This window comes from Dyella telluris (assembly GCF_014297575.1).
Classification (GTDB): Bacteria; Pseudomonadota; Gammaproteobacteria; order Xanthomonadales; family Rhodanobacteraceae; genus Dyella; species Dyella telluris.
The window spans coordinates 4,431,697-4,454,558 of the sequence record NZ_CP060412.1; the positions used below are offsets into that span (position 1 = coordinate 4,431,697).

At 64.2% G+C, this 22,862-nt stretch carries 17 protein-coding genes; 4 read left to right on the forward strand and 13 right to left on the reverse strand.

What is annotated here, in order from left to right:
* Positions 1-45 precede the first annotated feature (45 nt).
* The 4 genes from H8F01_RS19620 to H8F01_RS19635 all read right to left on the reverse strand — a co-directional run bounded on the left by H8F01_RS19620 (position 46) and on the right by H8F01_RS19635 (position 9,203).
* Positions 46-2,946, reverse strand: a complete 2,901-nt coding sequence (locus H8F01_RS19620; RefSeq protein WP_187056698.1) for a TonB-dependent receptor — start codon at positions 2,944-2,946, stop codon at positions 46-48.
* 385 nt (positions 2,947-3,331) lie between these two features.
* Positions 3,332-5,767, reverse strand: coding sequence for a glycosyl hydrolase family 95 catalytic domain-containing protein (locus tag H8F01_RS19625; RefSeq protein ID WP_238481063.1), 2,436 nt, complete (start codon positions 5,765-5,767; stop codon positions 3,332-3,334).
* A gap of 148 nt (positions 5,768-5,915) precedes the next feature.
* Positions 5,916-6,641, reverse strand: coding sequence for a FadR/GntR family transcriptional regulator (locus H8F01_RS19630; RefSeq protein WP_187056699.1), 726 nt, complete (start codon positions 6,639-6,641; stop codon positions 5,916-5,918).
* A 294-nt stretch (positions 6,642-6,935) separates the two neighbouring features.
* Positions 6,936-9,203 (reverse strand): alpha-galactosidase, encoded by a 2,268-nt coding sequence (locus H8F01_RS19635; RefSeq protein WP_238481064.1) that lies wholly within the window; start codon positions 9,201-9,203, stop codon positions 6,936-6,938.
* A 256-nt stretch (positions 9,204-9,459) separates the two neighbouring features.
* Between H8F01_RS19635 and H8F01_RS19640 the strand changes: the two genes are divergently transcribed.
* The gene (locus H8F01_RS19640; RefSeq protein ID WP_222615684.1) at positions 9,460-10,896 is read left to right on the forward strand and encodes a sugar porter family MFS transporter; all 1,437 of its coding nucleotides are present in this window, start codon (positions 9,460-9,462) and stop codon (positions 10,894-10,896) included.
* Between the two features lie 72 nt (positions 10,897-10,968).
* On the opposite strand, the gene H8F01_RS19645 is transcribed toward H8F01_RS19640, so the two are convergent.
* Together H8F01_RS19645 and H8F01_RS19650 are read right to left on the reverse strand one after the other, a co-directional pair.
* Complete coding sequence (locus H8F01_RS19645; RefSeq protein WP_187056700.1) at positions 10,969-11,781, reverse strand: SDR family oxidoreductase; 813 nt, start codon at positions 11,779-11,781, stop codon at positions 10,969-10,971.
* A gap of 19 nt (positions 11,782-11,800) precedes the next feature.
* Positions 11,801-12,730 carry an aldose 1-epimerase gene (locus H8F01_RS19650; protein ID WP_222615685.1) on the reverse strand — a complete coding sequence of 310 codons (930 nt, stop codon included), beginning with the start codon at positions 12,728-12,730 and terminating at the stop codon, positions 11,801-11,803.
* A 361-nt stretch (positions 12,731-13,091) separates the two neighbouring features.
* On the opposite strand from H8F01_RS19650, the gene H8F01_RS19655 reads away from it, so the two are divergent.
* A complete protein-coding gene (locus tag H8F01_RS19655; RefSeq protein ID WP_187056701.1) occupies positions 13,092-13,850 on the forward strand; it encodes a FadR/GntR family transcriptional regulator in 759 nt (252 codons plus the stop codon).
* A gap of 65 nt (positions 13,851-13,915) precedes the next feature.
* On the opposite strand, the gene H8F01_RS19660 is transcribed toward H8F01_RS19655, so the two are convergent.
* Complete coding sequence (locus H8F01_RS19660) at positions 13,916-14,695, reverse strand: IclR family transcriptional regulator (protein WP_187056702.1); 780 nt, start codon at positions 14,693-14,695, stop codon at positions 13,916-13,918.
* Positions 14,696-14,880: 185 nt separating this feature from the next.
* Here H8F01_RS19660 and fucP point away from each other — a divergent pair, with 185 nt between their 5' ends.
* The gene (gene fucP, locus H8F01_RS19665; protein ID WP_187056703.1) at positions 14,881-16,182 is read left to right on the forward strand and encodes an L-fucose:H+ symporter permease; all 1,302 of its coding nucleotides are present in this window, start codon (positions 14,881-14,883) and stop codon (positions 16,180-16,182) included.
* The gene (locus H8F01_RS19670; RefSeq protein WP_187056704.1) at positions 16,179-16,529 is read left to right on the forward strand and encodes an L-rhamnose mutarotase; all 351 of its coding nucleotides are present in this window, start codon (positions 16,179-16,181) and stop codon (positions 16,527-16,529) included. Before fucP ends, H8F01_RS19670 begins: the two co-directional genes overlap by 4 nt.
* Here the strand turns inward: H8F01_RS19670 and H8F01_RS19675 are convergent, their stop codons facing one another.
* The 6 genes from H8F01_RS19675 to H8F01_RS19700 are packed head-to-tail and all read right to left on the reverse strand — an operon-like array spanning position 16,530 to position 22,570.
* Complete coding sequence (locus H8F01_RS19675; protein WP_187056705.1) at positions 16,530-17,675, reverse strand: alpha-hydroxy acid oxidase; 1,146 nt, start codon at positions 17,673-17,675, stop codon at positions 16,530-16,532.
* Positions 17,676-17,678: 3 nt separating this feature from the next.
* Positions 17,679-18,998: an enolase C-terminal domain-like protein gene (locus H8F01_RS19680; RefSeq protein ID WP_187056706.1), complete on the reverse strand. Its 1,320-nt coding sequence runs from the start codon at positions 18,996-18,998 to the stop codon at positions 17,679-17,681.
* Positions 18,999-19,041: 43 nt separating this feature from the next.
* A complete protein-coding gene (locus H8F01_RS19685; protein WP_187056707.1) occupies positions 19,042-19,908 on the reverse strand; it encodes a fumarylacetoacetate hydrolase family protein in 867 nt (288 codons plus the stop codon).
* A 13-nt stretch (positions 19,909-19,921) separates the two neighbouring features.
* Entirely contained in the window at positions 19,922-20,668 is a 747-nt protein-coding gene (locus H8F01_RS19690) for an SDR family oxidoreductase (RefSeq protein WP_187056708.1), read from the reverse strand.
* A 28-nt stretch (positions 20,669-20,696) separates the two neighbouring features.
* Positions 20,697-21,548, reverse strand: coding sequence for an amidohydrolase family protein (locus tag H8F01_RS19695; RefSeq protein ID WP_187056709.1), 852 nt, complete (start codon positions 21,546-21,548; stop codon positions 20,697-20,699).
* Positions 21,545-22,570 carry an aldo/keto reductase gene (locus tag H8F01_RS19700; RefSeq protein ID WP_238481065.1) on the reverse strand — a complete coding sequence of 342 codons (1,026 nt, stop codon included), beginning with the start codon at positions 22,568-22,570 and terminating at the stop codon, positions 21,545-21,547. The genes H8F01_RS19695 and H8F01_RS19700 overlap by 4 nt, the downstream gene beginning before the upstream one ends.
* Between the last annotated feature and the right edge of the window lie 292 nt (positions 22,571-22,862).

The window sequence follows — 22,862 nt, forward strand, 5'->3', positions numbered from 1 at the left end:
CTGGTGGCCCCATGGCCACCAGGCTGCGCCTGCTTCGTGGGGACATCAGAAGGTGCCGCGCAACCCGACGGTGTACACCGTGCCGTCCGCTTCGGCGTACAGGAAGCGGTTGGTGTAGACCGAGTAGTCGTAAAGGTGCTGGTGCGTCAGGTTGGTGCCCGACAGAAACACCGACAGGTACTTGTTGACGTCGTAGCTTGCACTCAGGTCCAGCTGGCCATACGACTTGCGCGTGGCGGGCTGGGCGCCCGAGCCGTAGGAGATGCTTTCCAGGTACGAGCCGCGCCAGTTGTAGGCCAGGCGCACCTGCCACGGGCCTTTTTCGTAGTACCCGCTCAGGTTGGCCGTGTCGCCAATACCGGGCACGGCGAACTTGCCGGTGGTGGAAATAAGGCCGGGACTCAGCGACGTGCTGCTGGATACATGGGTGTAGTTGAACGCCATGCCCAGGCCGTTGAACGGTTCGGGCAGCAGATGCGTGAACTGGTAGTTGACGGTGACTTCTTCGCCATAGATGTCGGACGAATTGAGGTTCACCGGCTGGGTGAGCGTCCAGACGAAGGGCTGGCCCGTGTTCTCGTTGGTCAGGAAGTTCACCGGCGTGCTGATCAGCGTGCTGAAGTTGCTGACCTTCTTGTAGAACCCTTCGACAGCGATATAGCTGGCATCGTCGATATACCACTCCAGGCCCGTATCGAAGTTGCGCGACGTATACGGCTGCAGCTGCGGGTTACCCTGCGAGATGGTCAACGAGTTCGGTCGCGTGCCGAAGCTCTTGTCGTAGTAGAGGTTGCTCAGTTCAGGCGGCGTCAGCGTCTTGGAAAGCGAGAGGCGGTAGATCAGGTTGTCGAGGATGCTCAGCTTGAAGTTCATCGACGGCAGCCACTTGTGATAGCCGCCATCGGCCGACTGTGGCGCCAGCGGGCCATAGGTCACCTGGCCGTTGCTGGTGTCGTTGGGGTCGACGTAATAAGCGATCGGGGGCTGGTTGACGGCGGTGGACGTGGAAGTGAGGTCCAGATAGCGCACGCCGACATCCAGCGCCCAGGGCTTCTCCCACATGGTGCCTTCGAACACCGCCTTGGCGAAGAACGATTTGGCGTCTTCGCTGACCTTGTTGTAGCTGCCCGGGTTGGGCACCGGATCCAGCGTGCCGCCGTTGGCTGCCAGTCCCTGCAGGAAGGCGGCACGCTTGGCGGGATCGGTGATCTGGTTGTACGCCGCCGGCGTGGTGAGCCAGGCCAGGTAGGCGCGCGGGTCGTACTGGATCCACTGTGACGGCGCGCCGGGCGAAGAGACGCCGCTGACCTTCTTGGGTGCGGTGTAGACATAAGCGCCGACGGCATCGGCCGGCACGCTGACCTGATAACCGCAGTAGGCGTTGCAGAGCAGGCTGTTGGGCGTGCTCCAGCTGTCGGACTTCACCCAGTTCTTGGTGAACTGCCCACCAAACTCCAGCTGGGAGAGCACGCCATCCTGGAAGCTCTTGCTCAGCTTGAGCTCGTAGTTGTTGATCGAGTTGGTGACATTGTTGCCCGAGCCGGCATTGCAGCAGTGCGCCGCGAGGTTGCCCATGTCGGTGGTGGAGAGGATGTTGGAATAGCTGGGCGGCTGGCTGGTTCCGCCATTGGTCCAGGTGGGATTGGTGCCGAAGTTCTTCGCGCCGATCACCAGGAAGTAGCCGTCGGCGCTGACCTTGTTCCATGCCTTGGAATTGGAGATGTCCAGGCTGAGCTTGGTCGACTGATTGATATCGAAACCAAGGTTAAGGCCGTTCTGCACGCTCTTTTCGTAGGTCGGGGCATAGGACATGACGTAATCGTTCGCCATGACATTGGGGCCCGAGCTGTTGCGCACAAAGTTGAGCGCCGTGCCGTTGGAGTCCGTCGTAATGGACTGGATGTCGCCGGTGTTGCCGTACTCGCCGAACTCGTGCTCCAGCGGATCCACCTTATAGCTGGAGTACAAGGTGTCGAACTGCACCGTCAGCCGGTCGATCGGCTTCCAGTCGATGGCGGCGCTGACGCCCTTGCGGGTGCGCGTTTCGTCAAGGACGTTGGTGGCGAGCGTCTCCGGTACCGCGACACCGTTGACGGTGGCGCCGCTGGAGGTGGTGATGTTCTGGTTGACGTACCAGGAGTTGGCCTGGGTGTTGAGCTGGGTGTCCTTGCGCTTGTAGTAGGTGGCCGAAGCCAGCCAGCCAAACGTGTTGTCCGAGTTGGTCCAGCCAAACACGCCCGACGCCTTGGGCGTGGTGTCGCCACCGGCCCAGTCGCCGGTCAGGTTGCTGTTGACGGCAGCAGCACTCCATGCGCCGTGAATGCCGTGGAAGTCCAGCGGGCGCGCGGTCTGGATGTTGACCACGCCGCCGATGTCGACTTCGGGAATGTCCGCGGACGAGGTCTTGTTGACCTGCGCAACGCTGATGATTTCCGAAGGAAGCACGTCGAAGTTGAAGGCGCGCGAGCCCGAGGCGGTGGCCATGGGGCGATCGTTGATTGTTACGGCGACGAACTCGGGGCCGAAGCCGCGAATCGCGATCTGGCTGGATTCGCCGCCGCTGCGATTCACCGACACGCCCGGCACGCGTTGGAGCGCATCGGCAACGTTCGGATCAGGGAATTTGCCAGTCTCTTCCGCCGAAATCGAATCGACGACGTTGACCGCGTCCTGCTTGATGGCCTGGGCGCGGCGAATGGCGGCGAGCTGGCCGGTAACGCTGACTGCACTGAGGTCCTTGACGTCCTTGGGAGGCGTCTTGTCGTCTTTCTTGCTCGAATCCTTGTTCTGCTGGGTCGGTGCCTGCGCCGGCGCCTGGGTTTGCGCGGCACCGGCAGAGGGTGTGGCGTCCTGGGCGTGAAGGGCGAATCCGGTAGCCATACAGGCGATGCCGGAGATGGCGAGCAGAGCTTGATGGATCGAACTGGTCAGGATGTGTCGCTGCATTGCCAATCCTCTTGAGTGGATGAGCTGCTTGAGCCGATGAACGGCCCGTTCGGACTGCATCACGGTGTAGAAGCGCACCGCCTCGAAAGCGGCCTCACTCAACACGGGGGCGATAAGGCGCACATCCGTCGTGGAACGAACGGTGTTGCGTGTAAGGGCCCCAGCCTCAGGATCTTATTTATCTTACAATAAGATTTATGGGGACTCTCCGGCAGGCGTGCCGCGAGATCAAGCTGCGTTGCAACATGGCGACTGTGAAGAGGCCGGTCCGAGGCTCGCGACGCCGGCTCCGTGTCCATTCGCGATGGCGTTTGTCTCTCGCGCATGGCGAGCGGGTGACGATGGAATTGGATGCGCCGGGCTGCAGCGAAGGCTGTCTACGCCTTCAGGCCTCGTCCGGCACGATCGTGATCGACTCACCGGCACGCAGCGAAATTTCCCTAATGCGGGTTCCGAGTTTCAGTCGTGTCTTCGTGCCACCCACGCTGTGCAAGGTTGCGTGTGTAACGATGCCGTCCTGCCAACGCATGTCCACGACAAAGCCATTGCGTGCGCCGATGCCGGTAACATCGCCACTCGTCGACCATGCGGCGGGCAGGGCGGGCAATAGTTCGATGACGCCCGGGCGGGAGTACAGCAGCATGTCGAGCATCGCTGTGGGCGTGCCGTAGTTGGCGTCAATCTGGAAGATGCCGGCATGCGGGCCGGTCTGATAGATATCGAACAAGTTCATGGCCGTGCCGTTGCCACGAATTTCCCACGGCGACAGATTGTCCAGTACCAGCTGATAGGCGCGTTCGGCGTCTTTCAGGCGCGCCCAGCACAGGGCTCGCCACGCACACGCCCAGCCGTAACTGGTCATGCCTCGCGCCTCGAGCAGGCGGGTGACGCCCTTGATCAAGGCAGGCGGGCTGTGTTCGAGCGTGATGCGGTCGCCGGGAAAGAAACCAACCAGGGGAGAAAGGTGGCGATGCCCGGGTTCTCCCAGGTCTTTCGGGGACATCCATTCTTCCAGTTGGCCGCTCTCTGGACTGATCTTGGGCAGGTAGAGCTTTCCCTGCATGCCACCAATGACGTCACTGTAATGGGCGTCCACGCCGAGGATGGCGGCTGCCTGCCGGTAGTTGGCAAACAGGTCCCACACCAGTTCCTGGGCATAGGTGATGCCCTTTGCGTCTTTGGGGCCTTGCTCGGGCGACCAGTCGCTGTCGTCAATCAATACTTCCTGGTCATGCTTGCCCGTTGCGTCAGGATTGGGCACGGAGAGCAGTCGCGCCTCCCAGAATTCGCATGCGCCCTTGAGTAGCGGATAGATGCGTGCGAGGTAATCGTGCCGTAACGTGTACTGGTAGTGCTGCCACAGGCTATTGCACAGCCATGCATTGCCGGCCGGGTGCCACCACCAGCCATTGCCGCCAAAGATGTTGGTCGATATGGCCACCGTCCAGCCGGCGATCTTTCCCGAGCTGTTGCGGAAGCCATTTCGCGTGTCATTGAAGTGCTGCCGCGTGATGGCCGTCCATGACTCGTGTTGGGACAGGCAATAGGTCGCCAGCGCTTCGAAGCAGCTGGGCAGCCCGGCGCGGTCGGGCAGCCAATAGTTCATCTGGATGTTGATGTCGGTGTGATAGTCGCTCATCCATGCCGGCGTATTGTCGCCAAGCCACAGTCCTTGCAGGTTGGTGGGCAGCCCGTCGCGCGATCCGGCGATGGTCAGGTAGCGACCGAACTGCAGGTAGGTGGCCTCGAGCTCAGGGTCTGCGGGGGCGCCCGGCCTGGCACGCGCCTGCAGGCGCGTCCATGTATCGGACGCGCGTTGCGCGGGCGTCGATGTACCCAGGTTGACCCCCATCGAGGCAAACAGTGCCGCGTGGTCGGCGATATGGGTCTGTAGCAGATCGGCTGCATTCCGCGCCGCTGCCGCATCGAGCTTCTGCATGACCCGTGCAAGCGGGTCCGCTGCGCGATCGAGATAATCCCTCGCACTGTCCGGAATGTAGTTGGTGCCGCCGCAATACAGGATGGTCAGCGCCTCGCAGCCGGCAAAGTGCAGCATGCCATCATCGATCGATACCTTGCCGGTCGAGACGGTGACCTTGATGCCGGCGGCATAGGCCAGCCCGTTGGGGAGCGTGCCACTGAAATGCATGCCTGACGTTGAAGGTGAAGGCAGGGTGCTCTCGCCATGCGTGCCCTGAAGGTCGACGGCTCCCGACCAGGTGCCGCCCCCGCTTTGCGAGAGATGCATGACGACGACGTCATCCGGATGGCTGGCAAAGATCTCCCGCAGGTAGCGGATGCCGTCCTTGCGATAGGAAATCCGCGCGTAGCCGTTGGCGAGATCCAGTTCCCTCCGGTATTCGGTGACATGCGATAACTCATGCCCGGGCACGTCGAGGTACAGCCTGGCAAGCAGGTTGAAGCTGCCAAAGGTGGCTGCGTCGTAAGGGAATTGCCCGTCCTTGTCGAGTTCGCGGTTCGGCCCGCCGAGCCACATGGAGCTGTCGGTGAGATACAGGAAGTCCCGCGCCGGGTCACCACCCACCAGTGCGCCCATGCGCCCATTGCCGATGGGCATGGCCTCCTGGATGACGCGTTGTTCGGTGGCGGGCGCGTTGTACCAGAGCGTGGGGCCGTGCAAGGTGGGTGCGCGCGTGGGTCGTGGACCTTGCGGCCTGTCTGGTGCGCCGCAGAAACCTGGCGCACTCAACAGGGGCAGCAGCGCCGCCATCGTGCCGGTCATCTTCAGGAAGCGTCGCCGGGCTGCCTGTTCGGGATCGTGCTGATGGCGGTCAACGTCAAAGTCTGGCTTGCTATTCATCGGTGGCTTGCCCGTTCCGTTTCACGTGCTCATCGAAGGGGTGTCGATGCCATGAGCGCGAGACTGTGTGGCGTCTGTGCCGGGAATGTGGTGGCGTGGTTCGCGGGCTGGCGTTGCTCGCTCCGGCCACGCCCGTGTGGCGCGATGGTCAGGCCCGTGCCTTTCTTCGTGTGGTCGCGTAGTGCTGTCGCAGGTTCTCGTGCGAATCGGCGATCATCGATCGCATCGTCTTGTGCGCCACGTCCGGCTGCTGCTGCCTGATCGCATCGAGTACCTTCTGGTGGTACGACAACGAGTACCTGAAATCGCTGGCGTTTCGCGCAGAGAGGGTGAGCAGCGTGCCAAGCGCGGTCTCGATCACCGAGAACAGTGACTGCATGAGTTCGTTGCCGGTTGCCTGAAGCACGGCGTCATGAAAGGCGAGGTCGGCCTGTGACCATGCGTCCTGCGTCTGCGCAGCAGCCATGGCGCCATAGGCTTCTTCGATCCGGGCGAGTTGCGCGCCGCTGCGACGGCGAGCCGCCGCAGCGGCGGCGGCGGGCTCGATGATCTCGCGCATCTCCACCAGCTTGTCGACGAAGTCGTCAGTCGGCATGGAGGCGCAGCGCCAGCTGAGCACGTCTGCATCGAGCAGATTCCAGTGCCGCTCTTCCAGGACGCGGGCGCCCACGCCTGTTCGCGACTCAATCAACCCCTTGGCCGACAACACCTTCAGTGCTTCACGCAGGGCGTTGCGGCTGATCTGCAGGCTCCCGGCCAGGGTTTCCTCGCGTGGGAGTACTTCGCCTGGCTTGACCTTGCCGCTGACGATGCGCTGCCCGAGCTCCTGCATGACGTGTCCATACAATGTGCGAACGGCAATCGGTTTCTTCATGAAATACTCGAGTGCGGCCGGGGAATCCCTTTTATCGTACAAAGGGACCATTTTGTGGTCTGTTGCGAAAGCTGACTTTCAGGGTTGTGTTTTCTGCAGGCTCGGTCGCGGATCGAGGTGAACTGTTTCAGTGGGCCGGGCGGCGCGGGTTTTGCGTAAGCGCGAACGTAATCGTGGCATCGGCTGGTTGCGATCCATCACTTCGATGAGTGGCGGGAGCGCGCCATCAACCCGTGCCCCCGAACTGGCGGGCACGGATCGTTTGTCGTCATGCAGCGTGGGCCTGTCGGGGCATCACGTTCCCGTCCGTTCAAAGACCACGCCGGCGGCCTGCAGGTCGCCACGGATCTTCAGGTCGATGCCCTGGTTCATCCAGAACGCACCGCTGGCCTCGGCGGGGGTGCCTTCGACCGCTTCGCCGTGGATCAGCCGATACCGGTAACGCGCCTTGGGGTCGAGACCGCGCAATCGCAGCGTGGGATAGGGCTCGGCTTCGTGGCCCTGTCGCTGGAAGGCAAACAGCACCGCCTGGCTGCCGTCTGCTGCCACCGATTCGGTTGCCGACTGCGGCGACTGGTCACGCGGTGACAGCAGGCGATAGAGCAAGCCGCGTTGCACCGTGCTGCGGATGCGCTTGTATTCGGCGACATAACGCTGCGCAACGGCATTCTCTTCCGGCGTCCATTCGAGGATGTTCGCTCCGATGCCCAATCCGCCCTGCATGGAGGACAGGAAGCGGAAGTCCAGTGAGCTGCGGCGGTCGTTGACCCAGTTCGGCGAGCCGGTCACCCAGGCCATCATCACGCCCGGGGCGTACGCATAGGTAAAGCCATCCTGGATGGTCAGGCGGTCGGAGGGGTCCGTGTTGTCGGAAGGCCACACCTCGTCGGTGAGGCCCATGATGCCCAGGTCCACGCGTGCGCCACCGCCCGAGCACGACTCGATCTCCACGCCGGGATGCCGTGCACGCAGGCGACGCATGATGTCGTACAGGTTGTTGGTGAAGGCGACATAGACCTTCTGCTGTTCTTCGGGGGCAACCTCCGGCCAGCCCGGCTCGGTCCAGTTGCGGTTGTAGTCCCACTTCAGGAACTGGATGTCGTTCTCCGACAGCAGGCGATCCAGCACGTCGTAGACGTAGTCGGCCACGTCCTTGCGCGCAAGGTTGAGCACGAGCTGGTTTCGTCCTTCGCTGCGTGGCCGGTCGTTGAAGTGCAGCGCCCAGTCAGGGTGTGCGCGATACAGGTCGCTGTCGGGATTGACCATCTCGGGTTCTACCCAAAGGCCAAAGCTCATGCCCAGTGCATGCACCTTGCCGATCAGGGGCGACAGGCCATGCGGGAACTTGTTGCGATTGACTGTCCAGTCCCCGAGGCCCGCGTGATCGCTGTTGCGTGCGCCGAACCAGCCATCGTCGATCACGAAGCGTTCCACGCCGAGTTTGGCGGCGGCTTCCGCCAGTTTTTCCTGGCCTGCCTCGTCAACCTTGAATTCGGTGGCTTCCCAGGAGTTGTAGAGCACCGGGCGTAGCTTGGTTTCCGCGCGCTGGGGCAGCACGGTATTGATCTCGAAGCGGTGCATCATTCGCGATGCCTCGCCAATGCCGTGGGGCGTGTAGCCTGCGTAGAACACCGGGGTCTGCAGCGACTGCCCCGGTGCCAGCCGGTAACTGAAGTCGAAGGGGTTGTAGCCGCCCGTCACACGCACCTGATGCAGTACGTCCTGGTCGATGCGGATGCGCCACGAGCCGCTCCAGGCGAGGGCGCCGAACCACACGTCGCCGTGTTCTTCGTTCCATTGATTGCCGCGTTCGATGGCGAACCAGGGGTTGTTCTGGTCGCCGGTGGTGCCGCGACGGCTACCTATCTCGGTGGCGCCCGGCGTGATCGCGCGCGTCTGCAGGTTCCACTCCCTGGCCCATGCGCCAGTGAGGTAGCGCAGCGAATAGTCGTCACCCGCTGGCAGGTTCCAGCTGGCGGCCGATGCGGCGTCGACGGTCATGGCCTGCGTTGTGTGGTTCTCGATGCGCGCCGAGCGCCCGATGATGCCCGTTGCCGGATCGGTCGTGTAGCGCAGCCATACCGATACGTCGAGACGGATATCGCGCAGCTCCACTTCCAGCGTATCGTCGTGGATGCGGTGGCTTGCATAGTGCAGCACCAGGTCGCGGTTGCCATCGGCGAAATGCGCCTTGAGGTCCGGCTCGATGGTGATGCGCCCGCCCCATCCCGCGTATTCCTGTGGCGATGTGCTGCCGGGTGAGTCGAACGAGGCGTGGCCGGGTGATACGCGTGCCGGCCCCAGGGGGTCGCGGGCCGCGAGTCGTGCGCCCCAGTACAGGGTCTGCAGCATGCCGTCGCTATCGACACCGAAGGCATAAGTGACCTCTCCGGTATCGATGCGGAACAGCTTGCGCGTGGCGTCATAGGTGATCGATGGTGTAGCGCTTGCTGCCGCCCGGGTGGTGGTCGCGGCTGAGATGGGCAGCGATGTGGCGACGCCAAACACGAAACCCAGTGCCATCACGGCGGTGCATGCCTTGCCCTTGAAGTGTTGCTTCACCTGGCCTGTTCCTTGAAGTTTGTCGCAGCCGTTGCCTGATCGCGAAGGGCGATAGGCATGGCCTGCCGGGACAACGCGAGGCCCGGTAGGCCTATTTGGTGATGCAAGCATATTGTATGATTATTGGCAAGGATCTTTGCAGCAATAAGCGCCTGCATGGCGTTTGCATCATTTCTACTTGTATGACAATTTACGGCGCCATATGGATGCCGTGCCCACTTCGGTTGCGCGCCCAGTCTGCGGAGCTGTTCGCCCCATGCACAACGATCTCCCGATGCAGGGCTTGTTGAGTGACAGTGTTCCCGCGGCGCCCAATGCCTACCTCTGGCGAATCTGCCTGGTGGCGGCTTTGGGTGGCTTGTTGTTTGGCTACGACTGGGTGGTGATCGGCGGAGCCAAGTTGTTCTACGAGGCTTACTTCGGCGTGCACGATCCCGCCATGTCAGGCTGGCTGATGAGTTCGGCACTGGTGGGCTGTATCGCTGGTGCCATGTGCGCGGGGACACTTGCCGATCGCTACGGTCGACGCCCTTCGCTGATTCTTGCTTCGGTATTGTTCGTGGCGAGTGCGGTTGGTGCCGCCTCCGCGGACGGTGCAACGGTCTTCGCCGTATTCCGCATCATCGGCGGTATCGGCATTGGCCTGGCCTCCGGCCTGTCGCCCATGTACATCGCGGAAGTCAGCCCTGCGGCGAGTCGCGGTCGACTGGTGGCGATCAATCAGCTCACCATCGTGGTTGGGGTGCTGCTTGCCCAGCTGATCAACCTGTGGATTGCCCGCCCGGTATCGCCGGGCATGGATGCCGCCGCCATGCTGCAATCGTGGAACGTACAGCACGGCTGGCGCTGGATGTTCCTCTGCGGCGGCGTGCCCGCGGTGTTCTTCCTGATGCTTGCCTTGTTGATACCCGAATCGCCGCGCTGGCTGAGTCGCCAGGGAAGGGATGAGCAGGCCGCCGTGGTGCTGGCCCGCATCGGCGGCGCGGACTATGCGCGCGACGTGCTGGCTGCGATCCGCGCCACTCATCACGATCACGCAGCGTCGGGTTCGCGTCGCGCATCGCTGCTCGCGCCCGACGTGCGGCCCATCCTGGTCATCGGCATCGTGCTGGCGGTATTCCAGCAGTGGTGCGGCATCAACGTGATCTTCAACTACGCGCAGGACATCTTTGCATCGGCCGGCTTCGACGTGAACGATGCGCTCAAGTCCATCGTCGCCACGGGTGCCGTGAACCTGGTGTTCACCGTGCTGGCTTTGCGCCTGGTCGACAGCTGGGGACGTCGTCGCCTGATGTTGGTGGGGGCGGGCGCATTGGCGGTGATCTATGCACTGATCGGCGGCGCCTACGCGCTGCATGTGATGGGCCTGCCGGTGTTGATGCTGGTGTTGGCGGCCATCGCCATGTATGCCACGACGCTGGCGCCGGTGACATGGGTGCTGCTCGCGGAGATCTTCCCTGATCGCATCCGTGCGCAGGCAGTGTCGCTGGGCGTGTTTTCGCTCTGGACTGCCTGCTTCGTGCTCACCTACACCTTCCCCTGGCTCAATGCGCGCCTGGGCCCTGCCGGCAGTTTCTGGACGTACGGCCTGATCTGCGCGGCCGGCTTTGTGTTTATCCTGCGGCGTGTACCGGAAACCTCCGGCGTGACGCTGGAAGCGATGGAGGCACGATTGACTGGCGGGCGGGACTGAGCTGCGTTCGCGGGTCGCACCTGCCGAATGTGCAGGCGGAAGTGACCGCCGTTCCCCTGGCCGAACGCGTGTTCAGTCGTGATAGATCTGGCTGCGTCCGCCATCGATCAGCAGATCGGTGGCGTTGACGAAGCGCGCTTCGTCGCTGGCCAGAAACAGCGCCGCGTAGGCGACTTCCTCGGGTTTGCCGATGCGCTTGCAAGGCAGCAGTTCGGCCTGACGAAGGCGCTCAGCCTCGGGATCCGGGCAGGACTGGAAATAGCGTTCGGCCGCCGGCGTCATGATCAGGCCGGGCGAGATGGAGTTCACGCGAATGCCGCGTGCGGCGTATTCGATGCCGAGCGAACGGGTCAGTCCGATCAGGCCGTGCTTGGCGACGGGGTAGGGGAATGCACCGGGGATGATCTTGTGACCATGTACCGATGCGATGTTGACGACGTGTCCGTAGCCGGCGGCAAGCATGGTGGGCAGTGCTGCGCGGATGCAGTGCCAAGCGCCCGCCAGGTTCGTATCCAGGCAACGGCGCCAGTCCTGTTCGGTGGTCTGCAGCGGGTCGCCGAACACATTGATGCCCGCGCAGTTGATCAGGATGTCCAGGCCGCCGAGTGCATCTATGGCCTCGGCAATGGCGGTATCGACCTGCGTCGCCGAGGAAACGTCGGCACCCACGGCCACCATGCGACGCCCAGTCGTCTTCATCAGTGCATCACCCACGGCCTTTGCCGGGGCCGCGGTAAGGTCGAGCAGGGCCAGGTCGGCTCCCTCGCGTGCGAAGAGTTCGGCAATGGCGCTGCCGATGCCGCTGCCTGCGCCCGTGATCAAGGCGTGTTTTCCCTGCAGTCGCGGTCGACCCGTGGTGGCGAAGTCGTGGGCGCTCGTGTTCATGCGGACTGGCCTCGGTGGATCAGGGATTAACAGCGAGAAGCGGAGCACCGGTAGCTCCCAGTGGGCGCACCCGGAACGCAAAGTGTCGGCTCAATGGTTCGCCCGGTGACAGTCGCGTCATGCCATGGGCCATCGGGCCGCCGGAACGGTGCACCGCATCGATGCAATGGTCCACCGGTTCGAAACAGAAAAAGTCGGCGCCCACGGGCGTGTAGAGAATGAAGGCGTCCACGTTGGCGGCCAGGTCCAGCGCCAGCCCCAGGCCGGGCCACTCGATGGTGGCCTGGCCATTCCATCCGGTAAAGCAGTGGTTGAGCTCCTCGCCGGGGATGGCGCGACCATCGCGAAAATCCCAGGCGGGCGGCACGTCGACGCGCTCGACCGGCATCGGCGACTGCCCGTCGTTGAGCCAGACCTGAGTGGCGGCGGCGCGTAATCGTGCGCCGCCGTGAAGCAGGAAGAAGGGGTGTAGCCCCAGGCCAAACGGCAAGCTGGCGTCACCTTCGTTGCGTACAGTCAGTGCGATTCGCAGTGTGTCGTCGTGCAGTGCATAGTGCTGGTTGGCGCGGTACGCATAGGCGCCCGGTGTAGCGTCATCCAGCGCGAGCTCGACCCCGTTGGAATCTTGCCGTTCGACCCGCCATGCGCGCTGCCACCCGGTGCCGTGGATCGGGTACGGGTCATCGGCGCGGTTCAGCGGCAGCGAAACGCGGGTGCTTTCGAATTCAAAGCCGCCATGGTCGATGCGGTTGCTCCACGGCACCAGCGGGTAGCAGGCCAATCGGTTTGGCTCAAACGCATCCGTTGGCATGGCCGGTGGTCGCAGCGGGCGCATGAGCGGGATGCGGGCGTCTCCCTGTTGTGCATCAAGAAAGGCCATGCCGCCGCCGAACGACGGGCAGATGCCGGCAGTCAGTCCCGTGCCTTCCAACTCGATCATGCGGGTCATGTTCTTTCTTCTTGTCAGTGTTGTGCGCGCCAGTGTGGATTGCCTGGCTGCCGTCACAGTGGAAGGTGCGACCGGTTCGGATCGTCGCACCATATATATAGTATGATGATTGGTGGCATGGCAATGCGGGCGCTGCGGCGGCTTGTCTGGATGCGCTGCATCATGGAATGGCCGTACTGAAGCACGTCGCCCCAGTCCTTGCTCATGCCCATTACTCATTTGTCTCCAGTCGCCCGTGCTGCGTCACGGCACGGCTCGCCTGGCCTGGCCGCCTCCGAGGCTTGCGCGGTGATGATTGAGGGCCCTGATGTATACTTTCTTGTATGACAATTTGGGCTTTTCGCCGCACAGGGGCGCATTCATGACCAAACGCTCCACTCCGCCTTCACCGGCTCGCCCGCGCCATCTCCCGGTGGCCACCACGTCGTCGCGCAGCCTGTATGGCCATGTGGTGCACGAACTGGGTCAGCGCATCATCGGTGGCGACATCAAGCCCGGCGAGCTTCTGCCGCGCGAGGAGTTGCTCGCTGAAGAACTCGAGGTAAGCCGTACCGCCCTGCGCGAAGGCATGAAGGTGCTGGTTGCGAAGGGCCTGGTGGAATCCCGGCCCAAGGTCGGCACGCGCGTGCGCGACACGCGCGCATGGCATCAGCTCGATGCCGACGTACTGGCCTGGCGCTGTGCGCTGATGCCCACCGAGGATTTCGTGCGCAAGCTTGCCGACATGCGCGAGGTGATCGAGCCGGCCGCTGCGGCCACGGCCGCGAAGTACCGTACCTACGAACAGCTTCGCCAGATCGAAGAGGCGTTTGCGGCCATGGAGGCGGCGGCCAACCTGGACGCCTGGGCCGATGCCGACCTGGCCTTTCACGAGGCGGTGCTCAATGCCACCAACAACGAGTTGATGGTTTCGCTGTTCACCGTGATCGAAAGCGCCATGGCGACGTTCTTTGTGCTTTCCGCGCGCACGGCCAAGAACTTCAAGGATGCACTGCCGCTTCATGGCGAGGTGCTTGATGCGATCCGTCGCAGCGATCCCGACGCGGCCCGCGGCGCCATGCTGGCGATGGTGGAAGAGTCGCGCGCCAATATGCGCAGGGGCAGCGCGGAGCGCGGCTGATCGAACAACGAGCGAGTCGGCGCTCGCGCTTCATCGCCTGGCCGGCACGGCGAGGTGTAACGGCCTCAGTTGCCCTGTGATGGCGCGGAGCCGTGCGTCAATGCCGCGGACACTTCGTGGCTTGCCTCGATCAGCAGGCGCGTGGTTTTCGCCATGTCGAGCGTGGAGCCGCGACGTTCGATGAAGGGGATGGTCAGGGCGCAGATGGCGCGGTCGTGCTGCATCACCGGCGCGGAGATGTCGGTGACGCCATCCACCACCTGGCTGGCAATGGTGGCCACGCCGGCGGCCCGGATGTCGCGTATCGCGGTTTCCACCGGGGCGCGGCGCAGGTCCGGCTCGTGCGCCATCATCATGGTGAACCAGCGCTCGCGCATTTCGTCGTCCTGCCACGCCAGCAGCACCAGACCGGATGCGGAGTGGGAGATCGGGCGACGATGGCCCACGCGCACCACCAGTCCGATTTCGCCCGGCGGATCGACGCGCGCGATCACCACGATCTGTTCCTGTGACGGCACCACCAGGTGGCACGACTGGTCGATGTCATCGGCCAGCCGGTGCATGACGGGCAGCGCGGTTTCCACCAGGCTTTTCACCGGTGGCTGCTCCATGCCGAGGCGGAACAGCCGTGGCGTGAGCGCATAGCGGCCTTCACCATCCGGGCGGCTGATGTAGTCGCGTTCTTCCAGCACCTGCAGCATGCGGAAAATCTCGCCGCGCGAACGGCCCACGCCTTCGGAGATCTCCGCAATGGTCAGCGGGGCAACGGCGCGTGCCAGCAGTTCCAGGATGTCCAGGCCCTTGTCGAGGGCGGGCGCGCGGTATTTGGGAGACTCAGCAGCCATAAGCGTCCGTGTATGGAGTGGCACACCAATGCGGGTCATGGTTGGGTGCCGGGGATTTGTCGTCGTCCCGGACTACCATGCTGCGCCGCAACTTGTTATACAGATAAATTATAAGTTCATATTTGCACAAATTCCGGGTCCGGTGCAGACGGACCGCCATGGGCAATTGCCGGAGGATGACATCTATGCACCCACAAGCCCCGCCGACGACGGCAGGTGGCCGCTTCAGGGGGAGCACACCGCTGCTGCCTCTCGCATTGATCGTAAGTCTTTTCTTCCTCTGGGGCGTTGCCAACAACCTCAACGACGTCCTGGTGGCGCAGTTCAAGAAGACTTTCACGCTGTCGGATTTCCAGGCGGCGCTGGTGCAGAGCGCGTTCTATCTCGGTTACTTCGTGGTGGCGCTTCCGGCGGGTGCGTTCATGCGGCGCCACGGCTACAAGTCTGCCGTGGTGCTTGGCTTGTGCCTCTACGGTGTGGGCGCCCTGTTGTTCTGGCCGGCGGCGGCGCACGCGGCCTACCCGATGTTCCTCGCGGCCTTGTTCGTGATCGCCTGCGGCCTGGCCTTTCTGGAAACCTCGGCCAATCCTTACGTCACGCTGCTCGGCCCTGCGGAGTCTGCTGCCGCGCGGCTCAATCTGGCCCAGGCCTTCAACCCGCTGGGCTCCATCGTCGGCGTGCTCGTCGGCCAGCGCTTCATCCTGAGTGGCGTGGAGCACACGCCGGCGGAATTGGCGGGCATGAGCGCGGGCGCCCGCGATGCCTTCATGCGAGGCGAAGCAGCAGCGGTGCAGATTCCCTATCTGGTGATCGGTTTGTGCGTGCTCGCCTGGGCCCTGGTGATCCTGCTGACCCGTTTTCCGCCCACTGACATGGGCGAAGAATCCACGCCAGCCATGCGCGGGGTGCTCAGGCGCCTGCTGCGTGATGGCCGCCTGCTGGGCGCCGTTGCCGCGCAGTTTTTCTACGTGGGTGCGCAGGTCGCCGTGTTCAGTCACATGATCCGTTACACGCAGGCGACCATGCCGGGTACCTCGGACAAGATGGCGGCGAGCTTCGTTACCGCCGGGCTGGTGTGTTTCATGGTCGGCCGCTTTGCGGGTGCCGCGCTGATGAAGCACTTCAAGGCCTCGCGCGTGCTCGCGTTGTTCGCGCTGGCGAATGTGCTGCTGATGGTGCTGGCGGCCTTCGTGCCGGGGCGCGCGGGCATCTATGCGCTGGTGGCGTCGAGCTTCTTCATGTCGGTGATGTATCCCACCATCTTCGCGCTGGGCGTGGAGGGCAGGGATGATGATGAGCGCAAGCTGGGTGCCGCGCTGCTGGTCATGGCCATCATCGGCGGCGCCGTGCTGACCGCGGCCATGGGCGTGGCGTCGGATCGCGTGGGCATCGCGCACGCCATGCTGGTGCCGGCCGTGTGTTTCGTGGCGATCTTCCTGTTTGCCCAGCAGCGCCGGCAGCATGCCGTGGCGGGAGCGACGGCATGACCTGGCAATGCCTGGCGCTGGACCTGCGCGACGATCCCTCGCTCATCGCCGAATACGAAAACTGGCACCGTCGCGAAAACATCTGGCCGGAGATCGTGGCCTCGATCCGCCAGGCGGGCATCCTGGACATGCAGATCTTCCGCACGGGCACGCGCCTGGTGATGCTGATGCGTGTGTCGCCGGATTTCGATCCGGCCGCCAAGGCCGCGGCGGACGCCGCCAGTGCGCGCGTGCAGGCTTGGGAGGCGCTGATGTCCACCTATCAGCAGCCGCTGCCTTGGGCGGCGGCCGGGCAGAAGTGGCTGCCGATGGAGCGGATCTTCGATCTGGCCGGTTGCGACGGCTGATCAGGCTTTGCGCCAGATCACCTCGCGCGGAATGGAGGCCGCATCGCGCTGGCCGGTGAGGGCCATGGTGACGCTCAACTCGCGCCGTATCAGTTCGATGGCCTGCGTCACGCCCTGCTGACCGTTGGCGCCAAGCCCATACAGGAAAGCCTTGCCGATCAGGCCGGCGCGCGCGCCCAGTGCCAGTGCCTTGAACAGGTCCTGCCCGCTGGTGATGCCGCTGTCGAACAGTACTTCGGTGCCGCCCTGCACCGCATCGACGATGGATGCAAGCACGTCGATGGTGGCGGGTGCGCCGTCCAGCTGACGGCCGCCATGGTTGGATACCACGATGGCATCCACGCCATGCTGCACGGCCAGCCGCGCATCCTCGGGATCCAGGATGCCCTTGATGATCAGCTTGCCCGGCCACTCCTTGCGGATCCACGCCAGGTCGTCCCAGTTCAAGGTGGGGTCGAACTGGCTGGCGATCCACTGTGCCAGCGTGGTCAGGCTGTCGGCGCCGCCGATGCGGCCTTCCAGGTTGCCGAACGATCGGCTGGGTGCCTTCAGTACATGCCACGCCCAGCGCGGCTTGCTGGCGATGTCCAGCAGGTTGCGCAGCGTGACCTTGGGCGGCACGGACAAGCCGTTCTTGATCTCGCGATGCCGCTGTCCCTGCACGGTAAGGTCGGCCGTCAGCATCAGTGCCGAGCACTGTGCGGCACGTGCGCGACGGATCAACTCGCGGGTGAAGCCGCGATCGCGCATCACATACACCTGGAACCAGAACGGCGTATCGCAACCAGCGCGCACCTGCTCGATGGAGCAGATCGACATGGTGCTGAGGCAGAACGGGATGCCTGCCTCGGCGGCAGCGCGCGCACCGAGGATTTCTCCGCTGCCGTGCTGCAGGCCAGTGAGCCCGGTAGGTGCAATGGCCAGTGGCATGCTCACCGACTGACCCAGGATGGTGGTGGCCAGTGAGCGGTTGTCCACATCCTGCATGACGCGCTGGCGCAGCTGGAGGCGCTTCAGGGCATCGCGGTTCTCATGCAGGGTGCGTTCGTCGTACGAGCCACGATCGGCGTATTCGAAGAAGGCACGGGGCACGCGCCGCTGCGCGAGGGCGCGCAGATCGGCGATGTTGGTCACTGGCGTTTTCATGGCTTACCCCGCTGCGGTCCTGGGAGTGTCCTGCCACACGATGCCATGGGGGAACAGGTGATCGCGCACTGATGCCTCGTGCATGCGGGCCGAGAAGCCCGGTGCCGTCGGTGCCAGATAGCGTCCATCCTCGATCGTCACCGGGTCGTCGAAATGCTCGTGCAGATGATCGACGAACTCGATGGCGCGATCGTCCTTCTTGCCGGTGATGGCAATGAAATCGGCCATCGCCAGATGTTGTACCAGCTCGCACAGCCCCACGCCGCCCGCATGCGGGAACACCCGCACGCCGAATTTCGCGGCAAGCAGCAGGATGGCGAGATTTTCGTTCACGCCACCCACGCGCGCCGCGTCGATCTGGATCAGGTCAACGGCCTGGGCCTGCAGCAGCTGCTTGAACAGCACGCGGTTCTGGCCATGCTCGCCGGTGGAGATGGGAATGGGCGATACACCCCGGCGAATGGCGGCGTGGCCGAGCACGTCGTCCGGGTTGGTGGGTTCCTCCACCCAGGCCAGGCCGATGTCCTTCAGCGGCTTCAGCCATTCAATGGCGGTGTCGACATCCCAGCGCTGGTTGGCATCCACGGCGATGGCGATATCCGGCCCCACGGCTTCACGAGCCAGCCGGCAGCGTCGCAGGTCGTCTTCCATGCGCAGGCCGACCTTGAGTTTGATGGTGCGGAAACCATCGGCCACGGCTTTCTTGGCGAGACGCTGCATCTTCTCGTCGGTGTAGCCCAGCCAGCCCGGCGACGTGGTGTAGGCGGGGTAGCCTTCGGCTTCGAGTTGGGCGATGCGCGCCTGCTTGTGCGGCTCGGCCTCGCGCAGGATCGCCAGCGCCTGTTCGGGAGTGAGCGCATCGGTGAGATAGCGGAAGTCGATCTGGCTGACCAGCTGTTCCGGCGTCATGTCGGCGATGAAACGCCACACCGGCTTGTTGGCGGCGCGCGCGGCCAGATCCCAGGCGGCATTGATCACCGCGCCGATGGCCATGTGCATCACGCCTTTCTCGGGGCCAAGCCAGCGCAGCTGGGAGTCGCCGGTGAGTTGCCGTGCGAAGCCGCCGAGGTCGCTCACGATATCGTCGACCGCACGGCCCACCACCATCGGGCGCAGCGCGGCCAGTGCAGCCGTCTGGATGTCGTTGCCGCGGCCGATGGTGAATACCAGCCCGTAGCCGGCGAGGTTGTCCGGCGCATCCGTCTTCAGCACCACGTACGCGGCGGAATAGTCCGGGTCGGGATTCATGGCATCGCTGCCATCGTGCGCCAGCGACGTGGGAAAACGCACGTCGAACGTCTCCAGGGCGGTAATCTTTACCATCGTGACCGGCCTCCCGGGCCGGGTATCAAAAAAGGGGAAGGTCTCAAGTGGCGTTGGCGGGCGACGAGGGGTGCGCGACCACGTCCTGTCGCTGGCGACCCAGGCCTTCGATGCCCAGTTCAATCACGTCGCCCGGCTTCAGATATGTGGGCGGGCGCAGGCCCAGGCCCACGCCGGCGGGCGTGCCCGTGCTGATCACGTCACCCGGCATCAGCGTCATGTAGCGACTGATGTAGCTCACCAGTGCGGCCACGCCGAACACCATCGTGCGCGTATTGCCGTTCTGGTAGCGATGGCCGTTCACTTCCAGCCAGAGCGAGAGGTTCTGCGGGTCGGGAACTTCGTCTTTCGTCACCAGCCAGGGGCCGATCGGTCCGAAGGTGTCGCAGCTCTTGCCCTTGACCCACTGGCCGCCATGTTCGAGCTGGAATTCGCGCTCGGACAGATCGTTGATCACCGCATAGCCGGCCACGTGGTCCAGTGCCTGCTCCACGGAAACGTCGCGCGTCACTTCGCCGATGATCACGCCGAGTTCCACTTCCCAGTCGGTCTTCACCGAGCCGCGCGGGATCACCACCGTGTCATTCGCGCCGCCGATGGCGGTGGTGGCCTTCATGAAGAGCACGGGCTGCTCGGGCACGGGGGCGTTGGTTTCCGCGGCATGGTCGGCGTAGTTCATGCCCACGCAGAGCATCTTGCCGACATGGGCCACCGGCGTGCCAAAGCGCGGCGAGCCGTCGACGCGGGGCAGGGTGGACGGGTCGATGTTCTGCAGGCGGCGCAGTCCGTCGCGACCGAGCGCGTTGGCCGTGATGTCGTCGATCACGCCAGAGAGATCGCGGATGGCGCCTTCGCCATCGATCAGTCCCGGCTTTTCCGCGCCGGGTTTTCCAAAGCGGCAGAGCTTCATGCAGTCGTTTCCATCAGTTCGACCAGCCGCCATCCACGACGTGGATGGTGCCGGTGGTAAAGGACGATTCGTCGGAGGCGAGATACACGGCCAGCGCCGCGATCTCCTCGGGTGTGCCCAGGCGGCCCATGGGTTGGCGCGAAGTGAAGCCCTGCCATGCGGCTTCCTCGTCACCACCCAGTGCGCGTACGCGCTCGGCGAGCGACGGGGTTTTCACTGTGCCGGGGCAGATCGCATTGCAGCGGATGCCCTTGGCCACGAAGTCCGCGGCAATGGAACGGGTCAGGCCGATCACGGCGGCCTTGGTGGCGCTGTAGGCAAAGCGGTTGGGAACGCCCTTGATGCTCGATGCCACCGAGGACATGTTGACGATGCTGCCTGCGCCGCGCTCGAGCATGCCGGGCAGCAGTGCGCGACAGAGGTGGAACATGCTGTCCACGTTGATGGCGAACGAGCGTCGCCAGCTCGCATCGTCGGTATCGAGAATGGTGCCGGCATGCACGTAACCGGCGCAGTTGAACAACACGTCGACGCGACCGACGGAGCTCGCCAGCGACTGGATGGCGCTGGCATCGGTCACGTCGAGGACGCGTGTGCTGATCGACGGATGGCTGGCCGCGAGGGAGGCCAGGTTCTCTTCGTGGATATCCGTTGCCAGCACCGTGGCGCCTGCTTCGGCGAAGGCGAGGGCGGTGGCGCGGCCAATGCCTGCGCCGGCCGCGGTCACCAGGGCATGCTTGCCGCTCAGTCGGCCGCTCATGCGTTGCGACTCGTGAAAGGTTGTGTCATCAGGATCCACCCAGGGCAGTGGCCGGCGCATCGCCGGCAAGGGAGTAGACAGCTGCGGCGGTTTCGCCGAACACAGCCGCTTCGTGTTGAGGAGCGAACCGCCGGGTCAGCGTCTGCGCGCAGCGCTTCCATGCGTCGTAACTTGCATGCGTGGTGAGCACGGGCCAGTCGCTGCCCCACATCAGGCGTTCGCCGCCAAAGCTTTGAAACAGGTGCGCCGCATACGGTTCGACGGCGGTCGGGTCGGCCGGTTCGCCAGTCAGCGTCAGCAGGCCGGATAATTTGCAGAGCACGTCCGGCACCTGGGCGACGCGTGCAATGGCGCTTGCCCACGCGGCGAATTCCCGTTGCGCGATATCCGGCTTGGCGGCGTGATCGACCACCGTGACCAGGCCGGCGTGTTGCGTGAGGCGTTGCGACAGCGCGCGAAGATGGCGGTTGTCCACCAGGGCGTCGAACACCAGGCCGTGGTCGCGCAGGCAATCGAAAGCGCGATCCAACGACGGTCGCGCCAGCCATTCCGTATCGGGAATATCCTGCACCATGGGGCGGATGCCGCGCAGCAGGCCCTGTCCCTGCGCGGCCAGCGCGGCAATGCGTTGCGTGGCGTCGCTGGCCTCCATGTCCACCCAGCCGATCACACCCAGCACGCCGGGTGTCTGCCGTGCGATATCGAACAGGAACAGCGTTTCGCGCTCATCCGGTGCTGCCTGTACCAGCAGGCAGGCATCCGTCGTCACGTCCATGTCGGCAGGAAGAAACGGGCGCTGGAGCGCGGCCGGCGCCTGCGCGAGCCAGCCGTAGTCGAGTTTCGTCGGGTCCCAGTAATGCCGGTGTGCGTCGATGATCATGGCGTGGGCACGCGTGGATCGAGCAGACCCTCCGCCACCAGGGCGGTCCAGGTTGCCGAGGGAATCGGCGCGCGCATGCGTGCAATGGCGCTGTCCACTTCCGCGGTGGAGCGCAGCCCGCACACCACCTTCGCCACCGCAGGGTGCGCCAGCGGGAACTGCAGGGCGGCCGCGCCAACCTGCGCGTGCGTGCGTCCGCATACCTCATAGAAACGCTGGGCGCGTTCCCGGATGACTGCCGATGCAGGCGCGTAATCGTAGGTGTCGCCGGGGCCGGTATCGGAACCGAGCAGGCCGGAGTTGTAAGGCGCTGCCACCAGCACGGACACGCCGTCCGCCTGCGCCCTGGCCATCACGGTTTCGCTGCGTGCCTGTTCAAACAAGGTGTAGCGGCCGGCCAGCATCACGGCATCCAGCGGAAAGCGCTGCATCACTTCCAGGCACACTGCCTCTTCGTTCACGCCCAGGCCGATGGCGCCGACCACGCCCTGGTCGCGCAACGCGGCCATGGCCGGCAATGCTTCGTCCAGCGCCTGGGCCAGCACCTGCGCATGGCGTTCGCCGTGGGTCAGTTCACCGATGTCGTGCAGCAACAGCAGGTCGATGCGTCCGGTGCGCAGCCGCTTGATGCTGCTCTCCAGGCTGCGCAGCACGCCATCGCGCGAGTAATCGAAGTAGGCGCGCCGGCCATCGACGGCAAAACCGTCGCTGCGGTCGTGGCGGCTTTCGTCGACATCAATGAGGCGACCCACCTTGGTGGAAAGCGTGTAGCCGCTGCGCTCGATACCTGCCAGCGCCTCGCCGAGACGGGATTCGCTGAGGCCGTATCCATAGTAGGGCGCGGTGTCGAAGTGCGTGATGCCGCTGCGCCATGCGTGCGCAATCGCTTCGCAGGCCGCGTCGTGCTCCACGCCGGTATAGAGATTGCCGGCGGGTGCGCCGCCGAAGGCGAGAGATGCAACGCGTGCATCGGCCATGGCTGGCGTGGAGGGCGAATCCTGGACTGCGTACTGAACCGGCATCAATTTCCCCAGGCCAGCCTCCTTTGAGGAGGCGTAACAGGTGCGCGATGGCGCCCCGGTTCAAGGACACGGGGTGCCTGGTCCGATCGTACTACTTGTGCATAGATAAAAACTAGGTTTATATGTGAGCGCGTTCTCGGGGCGCCCCGGACAATGGGCCGGGCGCCGTCGCGATCGCCACCGTCCGGCGACAGGCGTATCTAAATGCCTGGTTTGCCGGTGAATATTCCTTGGCCGGGCAGACGTTGCCGGGGTAGATGATGACGCCGTTGTCGGATTGGGGCCTCGGGCC